General features: G+C 67.8%; 14 protein-coding genes. 5 read left to right on the top strand and 9 right to left on the bottom strand.

The genetic code is table 11. From position 1 onward, the window contains the following. Nucleotides 1-88: 88 nt before the first annotated feature. From ACJ4V0_RS20045 to ACJ4V0_RS20030, 4 genes are all read right to left on the bottom strand, one after another. Nucleotides 89-1,018, bottom strand: coding sequence for a dihydrodipicolinate synthase family protein (locus tag ACJ4V0_RS20045; RefSeq protein WP_448301383.1), 930 nt, complete (start codon nucleotides 1,016-1,018; stop codon nucleotides 89-91). A gap of 197 nt (nucleotides 1,019-1,215) precedes the next feature. Next, complete coding sequence (locus ACJ4V0_RS20040; protein WP_448301382.1) at nucleotides 1,216-2,199, bottom strand: TRAP transporter substrate-binding protein; 984 nt, start codon at nucleotides 2,197-2,199, stop codon at nucleotides 1,216-1,218. Nucleotides 2,200-2,231: 32 nt separating this feature from the next. After that, the gene (locus ACJ4V0_RS20035; protein WP_448301381.1) at nucleotides 2,232-3,497 is read right to left on the bottom strand and encodes a TRAP transporter large permease; all 1,266 of its coding nucleotides are present in this window, start codon (nucleotides 3,495-3,497) and stop codon (nucleotides 2,232-2,234) included. Further along, entirely contained in the window at nucleotides 3,497-4,120 is a 624-nt protein-coding gene (locus tag ACJ4V0_RS20030; protein WP_448301380.1) for a TRAP transporter small permease, read from the bottom strand. Before ACJ4V0_RS20030 ends, ACJ4V0_RS20035 begins: the two co-directional genes overlap by 1 nt. Before the next feature lie 188 nt (nucleotides 4,121-4,308). Here ACJ4V0_RS20030 and ACJ4V0_RS20025 point away from each other — a divergent pair, with 188 nt between their 5' ends. From ACJ4V0_RS20025 to ACJ4V0_RS20010, 4 genes are all read left to right on the top strand, one after another. Then, the gene (locus tag ACJ4V0_RS20025; protein ID WP_448301379.1) at nucleotides 4,309-4,980 is read left to right on the top strand and encodes a GntR family transcriptional regulator; all 672 of its coding nucleotides are present in this window, start codon (nucleotides 4,309-4,311) and stop codon (nucleotides 4,978-4,980) included. Nucleotides 4,981-5,206: 226 nt separating this feature from the next. Beyond that, a complete protein-coding gene (locus ACJ4V0_RS20020) occupies nucleotides 5,207-5,593 on the top strand; it encodes a DUF6481 family protein (protein ID WP_448301378.1) in 387 nt (128 codons plus the stop codon). A 208-nt stretch (nucleotides 5,594-5,801) separates the two neighbouring features. Beyond that, a complete protein-coding gene (locus ACJ4V0_RS20015; RefSeq protein ID WP_448301377.1) occupies nucleotides 5,802-6,737 on the top strand; it encodes a diacylglycerol/lipid kinase family protein in 936 nt (311 codons plus the stop codon). Between the two features lie 37 nt (nucleotides 6,738-6,774). Then, complete coding sequence (locus ACJ4V0_RS20010; protein WP_448301376.1) at nucleotides 6,775-7,617, top strand: metallophosphoesterase family protein; 843 nt, start codon at nucleotides 6,775-6,777, stop codon at nucleotides 7,615-7,617. Between the two features lie 10 nt (nucleotides 7,618-7,627). On the opposite strand, the gene ACJ4V0_RS20005 is transcribed toward ACJ4V0_RS20010, so the two are convergent. After that, nucleotides 7,628-8,764, bottom strand: a complete 1,137-nt coding sequence (locus ACJ4V0_RS20005; protein WP_448301375.1) for an alpha-hydroxy acid oxidase — start codon at nucleotides 8,762-8,764, stop codon at nucleotides 7,628-7,630. Nucleotides 8,765-8,869: 105 nt separating this feature from the next. Beyond that, nucleotides 8,870-9,367, bottom strand: a complete 498-nt coding sequence (locus ACJ4V0_RS20000; RefSeq protein ID WP_448301374.1) for a CYTH domain-containing protein — start codon at nucleotides 9,365-9,367, stop codon at nucleotides 8,870-8,872. A 201-nt stretch (nucleotides 9,368-9,568) separates the two neighbouring features. On the opposite strand from ACJ4V0_RS20000, the gene ACJ4V0_RS19995 reads away from it, so the two are divergent. Then, complete coding sequence (locus ACJ4V0_RS19995) at nucleotides 9,569-10,504, top strand: SMP-30/gluconolactonase/LRE family protein (protein WP_448301373.1); 936 nt, start codon at nucleotides 9,569-9,571, stop codon at nucleotides 10,502-10,504. 75 nt (nucleotides 10,505-10,579) lie between these two features. Here the strand turns inward: ACJ4V0_RS19995 and ACJ4V0_RS19990 are convergent, their stop codons facing one another. Genes ACJ4V0_RS19990 through ACJ4V0_RS19980 form a run of 3 tightly spaced genes read right to left on the bottom strand, consistent with a single transcriptional unit; the run spans nucleotide 10,580 to nucleotide 12,863 of the window. Further along, on the bottom strand, nucleotides 10,580-11,884 hold the full coding sequence (locus tag ACJ4V0_RS19990) for an ANL family adenylate-forming protein (protein WP_448301372.1): 1,305 nt from the start codon (nucleotides 11,882-11,884) through the stop codon (nucleotides 10,580-10,582). Then, nucleotides 11,884-12,567: an SDR family NAD(P)-dependent oxidoreductase gene (locus ACJ4V0_RS19985; RefSeq protein ID WP_448301371.1), complete on the bottom strand. Its 684-nt coding sequence runs from the start codon at nucleotides 12,565-12,567 to the stop codon at nucleotides 11,884-11,886. Before ACJ4V0_RS19985 ends, ACJ4V0_RS19990 begins: the two co-directional genes overlap by 1 nt. Then, a complete protein-coding gene (locus tag ACJ4V0_RS19980; RefSeq protein ID WP_448301370.1) occupies nucleotides 12,564-12,863 on the bottom strand; it encodes an acyl carrier protein in 300 nt (99 codons plus the stop codon). Before ACJ4V0_RS19980 ends, ACJ4V0_RS19985 begins: the two co-directional genes overlap by 4 nt. Between the last annotated feature and the right edge of the window lie 20 nt (nucleotides 12,864-12,883).

Raw genomic sequence — 12,883 nt, 5'->3', positions numbered from 1 at the left:
ACCTACCAGGGCATGTTTCAACACAAGATTGCGTTAACGTACATACAAGGTCCGCCGGCCCTTGGAGGGACCGGCGGAAAAAGGTTCGTCAGGCCGCGACTTTCAGCCCGACCTCGGGCAGCTTCGGCCGGTTGGCGAGGGCCTTGGCCACCATCGCCTCGACCTCGGCCTTCTCGTGCGGCAGCAGGGCGAGACGCGGCGGACGGGTCAGCGCGGTGCCGCGGCCCATGAGGTTCTCGCAGAGCTTGATGCACTGGACGAGATCGGGGCGGGCGTCGAGGTGGAGGAGGGGCATGAACCACTCGTAGAGCGGCATGGCCTCCTTGAAGCGGCCGGCCCTGGCGAGGCGGAACAGCGTCTCGCCCTCGCGCGGGAAGGCGTTGGACATGCCGGACACCCAGCCGACCGCGCCCATGGCGACGCTCTCGACGATGACGTCATCGAGGCCGGCGAAGAGCACGAAGCGGTCGCCGACCATGTTGCGGGTGTCGATGAAGCGGCGGGTGTCGCCAGAGCTATCCTTGAAGCAGACGACGGTCTCGACGTCGGCGAGCGTGACGAGGATGTCCGGGGTGACGTCGTTCTTGTAGATCGGCGGGTTGTTGTAGAGCATCACCGGCAGGTCGGTGGCGGTGGCCACCGTGCGGAAATGCTGCGCCGTCTCGTGCGGCTTGGACGAATAGACCAGCGCCGGCATGACCATGATGCCGTCGATGCCGATGCGCGCGGCTTCCTTGGCCGTCTCGACCGCAAAGGCCGTGGTGAACTCGGCGATGCCGCAGAGCACGGGCACGCGGCCGGCGGCGACGGACTTCGCCGTCTCCATGATCTGGATCTTCTCCTTGCGCTCCAGCGAGGTGTTCTCTCCGACCGAGCCGCAGACGATCAGGCCCGACACGCCGTCGCGGATCAGGTTGTCCATCACCTTGGCGGTGGACTCGATGTCGAGCGAGAGATCGTCGTGGAACTGGGTGGTGACGGCCGGGAAGACGCCTTCCCAGGAAATGCGGGGTGCCATGGGGCTTTCTCCAGAGGATCAATTATGGCGCGGCGGCGCGAAGTGCCGCCGGCGGGGATGGGGGGTGGAGGTGAAGGGCTGCGCCCGCTGTCGTCATCCCCGGGCTTGTCCCGGGGATCCACGACTTCAGGTGTCAGCGCTTCGGCAAGTCGTGGATGCCCGGGACAAGCCCGGGCATGACGAAGGCGGCGGCGACCTCAGAGCGAGGCGCCGGCCTTGCGCAGGTCGGCGAGGATCGGAGCCTTCGGCAGCCAGATCTTGTCGAACTCGGCGACGACCGCCGCCGCATCGGCCGGATTGGCGTTGCGGAAGGGGATGCCGGTCGCCTTGAACTGCTCGACGAGCTTCGGCTCGTTGCCGGCGAGCTCGTCGATCTGGGTGTCGAGGGCGGCCTTGACGGTCTTGGTGATCAGCTCGCGGTCTGCGGCCGAAACCGTCTGCCAGACGCGGCCCGAGACGAGGGCGATGACCGGCATGAAGACGGCGTTCATCTGCAGGATCGACTTGGAGGGCTTGTCGAAACGCTGGTTCCACGAGAACTCGAGATCGGCCTCGAGACCGTCGACCTGGCCGTTGGTCATGGCGTCGAAGACCTGCGGGGTCGGGATCGGCGTCGGCGCGGCGCCAAGCAACTGATAGAAGTCGCGATAGACCGGGGTCGGGTTGATGCGCAGCTTCATGCCGCGGATGTCGCCGACCTTGGTGATGTCCTTCGCGGCGAAGATGGCGCGCATGCCGGTGATGCCCCAGGCAAGGCCGATGGTGCCGGTCTCGCGCGGCAGCACCTCGAACAGCTTGGCCGCCACCGGATGGCGGACGAGCTTGGCGATCTTCGGGGTGGAATCGACCACGTAGGGCGCCGTGATGGCGGCGATGGTCGGCACGCGCGAGCCGAGCTCGGCGGCCATGATCCAGCCCATGTCGAGGGCGCCGGACTGCATCTGCTGCAGCATGGCGGCCTCGTTGCCGAGCTGGCCGGAGTGGAACACCGTCATGGTCAGGCGGCCGTTGGTGGCGGCCTTGAGATCTTCGCCCACCTTCAGCGCGGCGCGGTTCCAGGGGTGGCCGGCGGGGGTGAGGATACCGAGGCGGAATTCCTTCGCCTGTGCCAGCGCCAGTGAGGGGGCGGCGAGCGGCAGGGTGGCGCCGGCGGCGATGAGGTGACGACGGGAGAGGGTCATGGGCATGCTCCTTTGGGGTTGGAGGGAGGCATTCATTTCAGGAGGACGAGCGACAGGAAGGGATAGATCGACAGCAAAACCAGCAGGATGCAGGAGATGCCGAAGAACGGCATGGTGACGAGGAACATCTTCCCCGGCTTCGCCCCGGTGACGGCGGCGGCGACGAAGAAGGAGAGGCCGACCGGCGGCGAGAGCAGGCCGAGCACCAGGTTGATGACCACCACGACGCCGAAATGGCGGGGGTCGATGCCATAGACCTCGGTGGCGATGGGCAGCAGGATCGGCACCGTCATGATCAGGCCGGGCACGCCATCGATCACCGTGCCGATGACGAGCAGGATCACGTTGACCAGCAGCATGAAGGAGACGGGGTCCTTCGCCACCGTCTGGATCCAGGCCGCCGTTTCCTGCGGCACCTTCCCGTAGATGAGGATCCAGGAGAAGACGGCGGCGGCTGCGACGAGGAACAGCACGATGGCGGAATAGACGCCGGCGCGCAGCATCATCTCGGGCAGGCGCGCGAAGGAGAACTGCTTCGTCCAGTAGCGGCCGACGAGGGCTGCGGCGACGGCGCCGACCGCGGCGGATTCGGTGGCATTGGCAAGGCCGCCGAGGATCGAGCCGACGATAACGACGGGAATGGCGAGCGTCGGCGCGGCGTCGAGGATCGTCGCGATGCGCTCACGCGGGGTGCGCTTCTCGGCTTTCGGATAGTTGTAGATGTAGCCCATCAGGGCGATGATGACGAAGAACAGCCCAGTCAGCAGGACGCCGGGCACGATGCCGGCGATCAGCATGTCGGACACCGACACCTGCGCCATCACCGAATAGACGACGAACATCACCGAGGGCGGGATGATCGGCCCGAGCATCCCGCCATAGGCCGTCAGCCCGGCGGCGAAGGTCTTGTCGTAGCCCTGCTTCTCCATTTCGGGGACCATGATCTGCGACATGATCGCGACCTGGGCCGTGGCCGAACCGAGGATGGAGGCGACGAACATGTTGGCGAGCACGTTGACGTAGGCGAGCCCGCCGCGCACCGAGCCGATCACCGCCATGGCGAGATCGACGATGCGCTTGGTGATGCCGCCGCCGTTCATGATCTCGCCGATCAGGATGAAGAGCGGGATGGCGATGAGGCCGTAGCTGTCGACGCCGCCGAACATCTGCAGCGGATAGGACTGGAACAGCAGCGGATTGCCGGAGGCCAGGATGTAGACGATGCCGGCGAAGCAGAGGCACAGGCCGATCGGCACGCCGACCAGCATGACGATCATGAAGGCGGCGGAGGTGATCATCAGTTCACTCCGTCGATGTCGGAGAGGACGAAGCCCTTCGGCGGCACGCGGGGGGCAAGGCCGAGGTCCTCCACCAGATTGGCGAGGCCGTGGATGGTCATCGACACGGCGAAGATGGGCAGGATCAGATAGAGCGCCCATGTCGGCCAGTTCAGCGTCTGGGTGCGCTCGGTGTAGAGGAAGTTGAACGACTGGGCGGCGAACTCGCGGGCGTCGAAGCCGGCCCGGGCGATGCCGACCGGGTCCATCCACAGCCAGCACATGGCGATGAGGGAGAGGCCGAAGGTGACGACCATGCCGGTGGCGATCATCTTGGCGATCATCCGGCCGCGCTCGGACAGGCGCTCGGTGAGCATCGAGACCGCGAAGTCGAGCCTGAGGCGCGTCATGGCGGAGGCGCCGATGAAGGTGAGCCAGACGACGGAATAGACCGAGGATTCGTCGACCCAGTAGATCGGCATCCCGGTGTAGCGAGTGACGACGTTGAGGAGGATCAGCCCCGACAGCAGGAACATGAATGTCATGATCGCCAGCCGCTCGACCGCGAGCAGGCCGGCGGACACAGAGAGCACCGCCTGGACAGGGCCGGCGACCCGGATGGTTTCGATGGCCTGATCATTCATCGGTGTTGGACCCCCGATGTGTTTCCTCTGGAATTTTTTGATCGTAGATTTTATACAATTCAGGAGTCAATGCCCCTGAGGAAATTTCCTTCTGCGCGATCGGCGGCGGGGAGAGGGCCATTGGCGAGGTGAACGGATGGGCAATCGTCGGATTTCATGGTCCGATGTGCTGCCCGGGATGGAATCGGATGAACGCACCGCTGAAGCACCGCACCCTGTCCGCCGCGATCGTCGACAAGCTGCGGCAGGCCATTCTCGACGGGACCCATCTGGCGGGCACGCAGCTCCGGCAGGATGCGCTGGCCGACACCTATGGGGTGAGCCGCATCCCGGTGCGCGAGGCGCTGTTCCAGCTCGAGGCCGAGGGCTTCGTGCGCATCGTGCCGCACAAGGGCGCGATCGTCTCGGAGCTGTCGCTGGACGAGGTCAACGACGTCTTCGACCTGCGCGCGCTGCTGGAGCCGCGCATGCTGGCCGAGTCCGCCCCGCGCTTCGAGGACACGGATTTCGCCGCGCTCGATGCCATCCAGGCCCGCTTCGAGAAGGCGATCGCCGCCGGCGACGTCGGCCAGTGGGGCGTCATCAACGCCGAGTTCCACATGGCGCTCTACACCAAGGCGCGCCAGCCCCGTACCCAGTCCATCGTCGCGGCCCTGCTGCAGACGAGCGACCGCTACACGCGCGTCCAGCTGTCCAACACCACAGCCATGGGCATCGCCGAGCAGGAACATGCCGAACTCGTGCGCCTGTGCCGCGCCGGCCGGTTCGCGGAGGCCGGCGCCTTCCTGGTGCGCCACATCGAAACGGTGCGCAGCGACCTGGTGCGGGTGCTGGCGCGGCCGGGCAGCCCTGCCTTGTAGGCAGGGACGCCCCGGCCGAACGGGGATTTCGGCCCGGCGCGGAGAGAATGGCAGCTGCGCGTCAACCATATGTCACGAGACCGTGGTTTGACGTTGACGTCCGGTAACGCTTTCTGTACCCGGATGCAGTCGCGGCGAGGCCTCCGGTATTCCGGCGCGTGCCTTCCGCCTGCGATGCCCTCAATCGCCCTGAACCACGACCGTACGAACCAAGGATCACTGCCCTTTGTCCATCCATACCCAGAACGGCCTGTCCGAACGCCTTGAGACTGCCCAGAAGGCTAAGCAGGCATTGTTGGAGAAGTTCCGTTCGCGCCCGGGTCCGGATGATCCGGAGTTCCAGAAGCGCCAGGCCGAGCGTCTCGCCATCGCAGCAGCCCGCGCCGAACGCGAAGCTGCCAAGGAAGCGATCCGCCGGGCAGAGGCCGAGCGTTTCGCCGCCGAAGAGGCTGCCCGCAAGGAAGCCGAGCGTATCGCGGCCGAAGAGGCCGAGCTGAAGCGTCTCGAAGAAGAAGAGGCCCGCGCCAAGGCGCGTCCGAAGCAGATCTATCGCGAGATCGCGGCCTATGCCGAGGCCCGCGCCAAGGCAGCATCCCGCAGCGGCCGTCGCTGATCTCGTTCCGAACACCGGAATGCCAGGGGCCGCCGACGAGGCGGCCCTTCCTGTTTGTGGCGGCAATAGCCGCACGCCGTGCCGTTCGCCTGCCTGAAGCACGAGGCGCCATGACCCGGCATTCATCGGCCTGCGGGAACTCTTCGTCGCCTTGTCCGTTGTCTTGACCGCGTGCCGCGTCGACGCGTCACCCCGGGGACCTAGCCACATGGCCGATAAGGGCATCTTCGGCTTCGGCTCGACACCGTCGGTTGCCGTGCTGGCTAACAGGAGTTCCGGGCTCGGCGGCAATGGCGGCCAGCCCGTCGATGCGATCGTCGCCGCGATCTCGGCCTTCGGTATCTATCCGCACATCTACATGGCCCGCGGTGGCCGTCTGCAGGAGGCCATTGCCGCCTGCCAGGCGCAGACTCCCGACGTCGTCGTCGTCCTCGGTGGCGACGGGACGATCCTGGCTGCCGCCGAAGCTTTTGCCGGCACGGCGACGGCGCTCGCCATCGTGCCGCAGGGAACCGTGAACCAGCTCGCCCGCGACCTGCTCATTCCGCTCGAACCGGCCCGGGCCATCGCAGCCCTTGCGTCCGGCGACCAACGCTCCATCGATGTCGGCATGGTCAATGACCACGCCTTCCTGTGCACCAGCGTCATCGGCCCGCTTGCCAAGCTGCAGCGCTATCGCGAGGAGGCGCGCGGACGGATGGGGGCGACCGTGCTGTCGTTCCTGCGCACCGGGATGAAGGCCATGACGCTGAGGCCGGCCAAGCTCGCGATCCGCGACGGCCGCAGCGCCTGGACCGAGGAGACGCGCGGCGTCATCGTCTCGGTCAACCCGCTGGCCGAGATCGTCTCGCGCGTCCCGTTCCGCGAAAGGCTCGATGCCGGCCTGCTGGCGGTTTATGCGGCGCGGGAGCGCGGCTATCTCACGCTGTTCCGCCTCGCAGCCTCGATCTTTGCCGGGCGGGCGCGTCACGATGCGGACATCGGCTATTGCGAGACGCCTGTCCTTGCCATCGATACCCAGCGGGAGTGGCTCACCATTCTGAACGACGGCGAGATCCGCCGGGTGAAAACGCCGCTGCGCTTCGAGGTCAGGCCGGGTGCGCTGAAGGTCATCGTGCCGCGTCCGCCAGACCCCGCGGCATGACGGTCATCGACGACAGGCCCGCCGTGGGGGCAGCGCCATGACGGTGGTCGCGCACATCTCCGACATCCACTTCGGGCGCGAGGTGCCGGACATCGTCGCCGCGCTGATCGCCGATCTTGCCGCCGCGAGACCGGACGTCGTCGTGGTCAGCGGCGACCTCACACAGACGGCGAGCTATCGACAGTTCACCGCCGCCCGTGACTTCCTCGACCGCCTGCCGGCCCCCTATCTCGTCGTGCCGGGCAACCACGACATCGTCTCGTTCCCGCTGTGGGAGATGTTCCTCGCGCCGTTCCGGCGGTGGCGACGCTTCGTCACGGCGGGGCTGGCGCCGGAATGGTCAAACGAGGCCGTTCTGATCAAGGGAGTCAACAGCGCCCGGCCGTTCGGCCCCTATCTCAACTGGTCGCGCGGCATCCTGGCGCCGGCGCAGATCGACGCGGTGGCGACGGCCGGGCACGATCCGCGCGTGCTGATGGTCGCGGCGCATCATCCGGTCGCCTACGGCAACGATACGGGCCGGGCCTACGACCTCGTGACGCGCGGCGAGGACTTGCTTGCGACGCTGGCGACGCGGCCGCGGAGCCTCGTTCTGCTCGGTCATCGTCACCGCAGCCACGCGAGCCTGTGGAACCCCGCCGCGGGCGAGCGGACGGCGGTCACCGCGACCACGCTCGCGCCCGACGATGTTCTCATCGTTCATGCGGGCACGGCGACCTCGGACCGGCTGAGGGGCGAGATCAACAGCTGGAACCGCATCACCCTCGCCGATGCGGGGGTCGGCATCGAGGTTCGCCAGTTCGCGTCGGGCCGATGGGCGACCGCCTCGCGGCTGGCGCTGCTGTGGCCCGATCACCCGGCGGACATCATCGGTCGCTGACCTGCGACTGTCAGCGCACCAGGATGTTGCCGTCGACCGTCCGGATGTCGCGCAGGCCGCAGAGCGCCATGGTGATGTCGAGCTCCTTGCGGATGATCTCGATGGCCATGGTGACGCCCTCCTCGCCCATGGCGCCGAGGCCATAGAGGAAGGCGCGGCCGATATAGGTGCCCTTCGCGCCGAGAGCGACCGCCTTGATGACGTCCTGGCCGGAGCGGATGCCGCCGTCCATGTGGACCTCGATCTTGTCGCCGACCGCCGCGACGATGCCGGGCAGGGCCTCGATGGAGGACATGGCGCCGTCGAGCTGGCGGCCGCCATGGTTCGAGACGATCAGCGCGTCGGCGCCCGACTGCGCGGCGAGTTCGGCGTCCTCGGCGTCGAGAATGCCCTTCAGGATCAGCTTGCCGCCCCAGCGGTCCTTGATCCACTTCACGTCGTCCCAGTTGAGCGCCGGGTCGAACTGTTCCGAGGTCCAGGAGGAGAGCGAGGACATGTCGTCGACGCCCTTGGCGTGGCCGACGATGTTGCCGAAGGTGCGCCGCTTGGTGCCCAGCATGGCAAGGCACCAGCGCAGCTTGGTGGCGAGGTTGATGAGGTTCCTGATGGTCGGTTTCGGCGGGGCTGAGAGGCCGTTCTTGATGTCCTTGTGGCGCTGGCCGAGGATCTGCAGGTCGAGGGTCAGGACGAGCGCCGAGCAGCCCGCCGTCTTCGCCCGGTCGATGAGGTTCGCCGCGAACTCGCGGTCGCGCATCACGTAGAGCTGGAACCAGAAGGGCTTGCCTGTGGCTTCCGCGATGTCCTCCAGCGAGCAGATGCTCATGGTCGACAGCGTGAAGGGGATGCCGGCCTTGTTCGCGGCGCGTGCGGCGAGGATCTCGCCGTCGGCATGCTGCATGCCGGTGAGGCCGGTCGGCGCAAGCGCCACGGGCATCGACACCGGCAGGCCGATCATCTCGGTGGCGAGCGTGCGGTTGCGCATGTCGACGGCAACGCGCTGGCGCAGCTTGATCTTCGAAAAATCCGTGGTGTTGGCCCGGTAGGTGCTCTCGGTCCAGGCGCCGGAGTCGGCGTAGTCGTAGAACATGCGCGGCACGCGCCGCTGGGCGAGGATGCGGAGATCTTCGATGCTGGTGACGACGGACATCCGAGCCTTCTTTCGGGATCGCTGGCGATGCGGGGCGGCCAGAGGCGGCGTGGCCAAGCTCTAGCACCGGTCCGCAGCCGCGACCAGACCGGCCGTTGCGGCGTCTCAGCCGACGCTCCGCTTCAACCTTTCGCCGTCGTGCGGAAGGCCCGCAAGGCCTGAGCGGATGAGCGAGGAATTGCGGTAGCGCCCGTCGGCGGTCACTTCCCGACCGACCCATTCCGGCAGCTCGATCACCTCGTCGGCATGGTCCAGTTCGATCTCGGCGATGACCAGACCGGCAAGGGCGCCCTCGAACAGGTCGACCTGCCAGAGCTTGCCGGCATGGACGATCTCGTGCCTCTTCTTGACGATGGGCGGTTGCGGGCAGATGCGCAGCATGCCCTCGGCATCGGCCAGCGGGATGACGTATTCGAACTCGTCCCGCACCGGTCCCTCGGCCTCGCCCTTGATGGTCAGCGTCGCGGCGCCGTCCTGGATGCGGACGCGGACCGACGCCGGCCCCGAGGCGGCGAGGTAGCCCTGGGCAATGGCACGGACGCGCGGCGCCGACCGCCAGCCGTCGCCGGTGACCAGGAACTTGCGCTCGATCTCGACGGCCATGGACGGTCCTGTGAGGGGTCGGACGGGCGCATCAAGCCCGAACGGGGGGCGCGATGCAACCCGACCTTCGCAGAGCCGGGCGCGGATGGCAGGCCTGCGGCCCGGGGCTCGCCTCGCGCCGCAACTGATGGTCTGATGCACGACGACACGCTGCGATGCGGGTCGAAGAGCCCGCAAGGGGCCGGCATCGGGAGGAACGACATGGACATGGAATTCAGGGAACTGGCCTCGGGGCTGCTCTTCCCGGAGGGGCCGGTCATCCTCGCCGACGGGTCGGTCGTGCTGGTGGAGATCGGCCGCGGGACGGTGACCAAGGTCGCTCCCGATGGCGCCGTCACCTATCTCAGCCAGCAGGGCGGCGGCCCCAACGGCCTCGCGCTCGGCCCGGACGGCAAGCTCTACATCTGCAACAATGGCGGTTTCAAATGGACGCCGCCGGGCGATGCGCGCGGCCTCCTGCCGATCGGTCAGGCGGACGACTATTCGGGCGGACGGATCGAGCGGCTCGACCTCGTCACCGGCGCGCTGGAGGTGCTCTACACCGCCACCGAGGCCTGCCCGTTCAAGGGTCCGAACGACATCGTCTTCGACGGCCAGGGCGGCTTCTACTTCACCGATCTCGGCAAGGCGCGGCCGCGCGACATGGATCGCGGCGGCGTCTATTACGCCCGGGCCGACGGCTCTTTCATCAAGGAGCTGGCGCATCCGATGGTGACGCCCAACGGCATCGGCCTGTCGCCGGACGGCACGGTTCTCTACGTCGCCGAGACGGAGACGGCACGGCTCTGGGCCTTCGATCTCGAGGGGCCGGGCGAGGTTCGCCGCCATCCCTTCCCCTCGCCGCATGGCGGGCGGATCGTCGCCGGCATCGGCGGCTACAACCGCTTCGACTCGCTGGCGGTGGATGCCGACGGCAATGTCTGCGTGGCGACGCTGGTGAACGGCGGCATCACCGTCATCGAGCCCGATACGGGTGATTTCAGGCACATTCCGGTGCCGGGCGAGCGCTGGGTGACCAACATCGCCTTCGGCGGGCCGGAACTGCGCACCGCCTACATCACGCTGTCCTCGACCGGGCGGCTGGTCTCGACCGAGTGGGAGAACTCGGGGCTGCTGCTCAACTATCAGCAGGCGTGAGGGCGGGGCGTCGAAGGCATCGCCCCACCGCCTCTGACTGCGCCGTGCATGACGGCAGTGCGTCTGGCCGCCCCTCTACATCTTCTTGAACCGGTGGCCGACCGCGATGGCCTCGAAGCGCACCCGGTGCGGGTGAAGCCCCTGCGGCAGATGCGCCCGGAAGTGGCGCATCATGTCCTCGCGCGTCAGGGTCTCGCCGTCGCGAAGCTGCACGGCCACCTCGATGTGCTCGCCCGTGATGGGGTTCCTCCCGCCCCAGGCCTTGGCGAGCGCCACGGCCGGGTGGAGCAGCGCCGCGCGCTCGATCTCCGAGGGCAGGATCTTCTGGCCGCCGACATTGATGACGTCGCTGGTGCGGCCGGTGACGCGGACATGGTCCCCCTTCACCTCGACCACGTCGCGGGTGTCGTACCAGCCGTCCTCCGAGAAGGGGGAGGGTGCGTTGAGATAACCGACCATGCGGTTGGCGGCGCGGATCTCCAGCACATTGTCGGGGCGCACCCGCGTCTCGACGCCTTCGCCGCCGACCTTCATGAACAGGCTGTCGCGCGCCTCCGACTTCACCCGGAGGATGCCGAGTTCGGACATGCCGTAGGTCTGGCGGAAGTCGATGGCGGGCAGGGCCTCGCAAAGCCGGAGAAGCGTCGGCTCGTCCATGCGCTCGGTGCCGTAGGTGACGACGCGCAGGCGGGTATCGGCGAGGCGCGGCAGCATGCCGCTCATCAGAGCCATGCGCAGGAAGGTGGGCGTCGTCGGCAGCAGTTCGACGCCGCGTTCGGCGATCTCGGCGATGACCGCCTCGGCGGTGCGCCGCGACGGCACGACGATGCGACCATTGTTGAACAGCGTGTGGAGCAGCGTGTTGATGCCGCCGATGTGGTCGAACATCAGGAAGCTCATGGTCACCAGCGCTTCGCGCGGCGTGCGGAAGCGGGCGAGGAAGGGGTCGAAGTCGTGCAGGATCGCCTTAGGCCGCCCCGTCGTGCCGGAGGAGAACAGCACGAGGCCGGCATGGCCGCGGGCGCGCAGCGCCGCCAGCATCGGATGGCCGAGGCCCTGCGGCGGATCGCGCGTCACGGCTCCAGCGTCGATCACGGCGTTCACATGCGCCGCCTCGTGAAAGTAGGCGTGGTCGGCGGCGGTCTGGCGGGTCAGCGGCACGATGATGGCGCTGATGTCGATGAGGCGCAGCAGGGTCGCGACGCTGCCCGGCTCGAAATCGCCGACGAGAGCGACGACGTCGCCGGCTGAGATGGCCGAGAGGTCGGGGCCCTTGGCTGCGACGATGTCGGCGAAGGCGAGATCGCCTTCCGCCGAGATCAGGAAGGGCCGGGTCGGGTCGCTCTGGCGCGCGAGGATCTCGTCGACAAGGCCGGCCATCAGGCCCCGCCGATGTTGAGGACCTGGCCGGAGATCATCGCGGCCTCGTCCGAGAGCAGGAAGGCGACGGCGTTCCACACGTCGTCGGGGGTGCCCTTGCGCTGGACCACCTGCCGCCGGACGATGCGGTCAATGGCGTCCGCCGGCACCTTGGCGATCAGGTCGGTGTCGATCGGTCCCGGCGCGACGCAGTTCACGGTGACGCCGAAGCCGGCGACCTCCCGGGCGAAGGTGCGGGAGAAGCCCTCGACGCCGGCCTTGGAGGCGACATAGACGGCTTCGCCTGCAAGACCCAGCGGCACGGCGATGGTCGAGAAGTGAATGATCCGTCCACCCTTGGCCCGCACCAGCGCCGGCGCGAAGGCCTGGGAGACATGGATCGCGCCCATCAGGTTGGTGGCGATGACCCGCTGGACGGTGGCCGGCGGTGTCATCAGCGCGAGGTTCATCGAGGCGATGCCGGCTGCATTGACGACGCCCCAGAGGGGGAGGTCGCGCGGCAGGGCGGCGGCAACCGCCTTTACCGCCGCGGCATCGGCGACATCGCAGGGATGGATGGGAAAGGGCGCCTCGGCGGCCGTGCGGGCAAGGCCGATGACTTCATAGCCGGCCGTCAAGGCGCGCTCGGCGATGGCGCGGCCGAGGCCGCGGCTGGCGCCGGTGACGAGCAGGGCGCGCCTCACGCGCCGTCCGCCATCTGCCCGGCCATGTAGGCGGCGAGCGTGCCGACGGTGCGGAACGGTGAGCGGGAGGACGAGAAGGCGGCGTCGTTCATCCAGTCGAAGGCCTTGCCGAAGCGCTCCTGCGCGAACTCCTCCAGCGCCAGCATCATCTCGAGCAGCCCCTGCGAATCCACCAGAGCGCCCTCGCCGACGAGCGGCGAGGCTGTCTCGACGGCGAGGTCTTCCTCGCCGGTGATGAAGATCACGAGGTCGCGGATCTTCGCCTCGATGTCGCGGGCCGCCGCTGCGCTGTCCATGCCGTGTCCCGATTCGCCTG

This window comes from Phreatobacter aquiterrae, from assembly GCF_053471285.1.
Note: the sequence above shows the minus strand (reverse complement) of the source record. Positions and strands in the feature narration are given on the sequence as shown.

Excerpts from the sequence above, each read along its gene's own strand:
- ACJ4V0_RS20045 (WP_448301383.1), bottom strand. The coding sequence starts at position 1,018 with ATGGCACCCCGCATTTCCTGGGAAGGCGTCTTCCCGGCCGTCACCACC.
- ACJ4V0_RS20040 (WP_448301382.1), bottom strand. The coding sequence starts at position 2,199 with ATGACCCTCTCCCGTCGTCACCTCATCGCCGCCGGCGCCACCCTGCCG.
- ACJ4V0_RS20035 (WP_448301381.1), bottom strand. The coding sequence starts at position 3,497 with ATGATCACCTCCGCCGCCTTCATGATCGTCATGCTGGTCGGCGTGCCG.
- ACJ4V0_RS20030 (WP_448301380.1), bottom strand. The coding sequence starts at position 4,120 with ATGAATGATCAGGCCATCGAAACCATCCGGGTCGCCGGCCCTGTCCAG.
- ACJ4V0_RS20025 (WP_448301379.1), top strand. The coding sequence starts at position 4,309 with ATGAACGCACCGCTGAAGCACCGCACCCTGTCCGCCGCGATCGTCGAC.
- ACJ4V0_RS20015 (WP_448301377.1), top strand. The coding sequence starts at position 5,802 with ATGGCCGATAAGGGCATCTTCGGCTTCGGCTCGACACCGTCGGTTGCC.
- ACJ4V0_RS20010 (WP_448301376.1), top strand. The coding sequence starts at position 6,775 with ATGACGGTGGTCGCGCACATCTCCGACATCCACTTCGGGCGCGAGGTG.
- ACJ4V0_RS20005 (WP_448301375.1), bottom strand. The coding sequence starts at position 8,764 with ATGTCCGTCGTCACCAGCATCGAAGATCTCCGCATCCTCGCCCAGCGG.
- ACJ4V0_RS20000 (WP_448301374.1), bottom strand. The coding sequence starts at position 9,367 with ATGGCCGTCGAGATCGAGCGCAAGTTCCTGGTCACCGGCGACGGCTGG.
- ACJ4V0_RS19995 (WP_448301373.1), top strand. The coding sequence starts at position 9,569 with ATGGACATGGAATTCAGGGAACTGGCCTCGGGGCTGCTCTTCCCGGAG.
- ACJ4V0_RS19990 (WP_448301372.1), bottom strand. The coding sequence starts at position 11,884 with ATGGCCGGCCTTGTCGACGAGATCCTCGCGCGCCAGAGCGACCCGACC.
- ACJ4V0_RS19980 (WP_448301370.1), bottom strand. The coding sequence starts at position 12,863 with ATGGACAGCGCAGCGGCGGCCCGCGACATCGAGGCGAAGATCCGCGAC.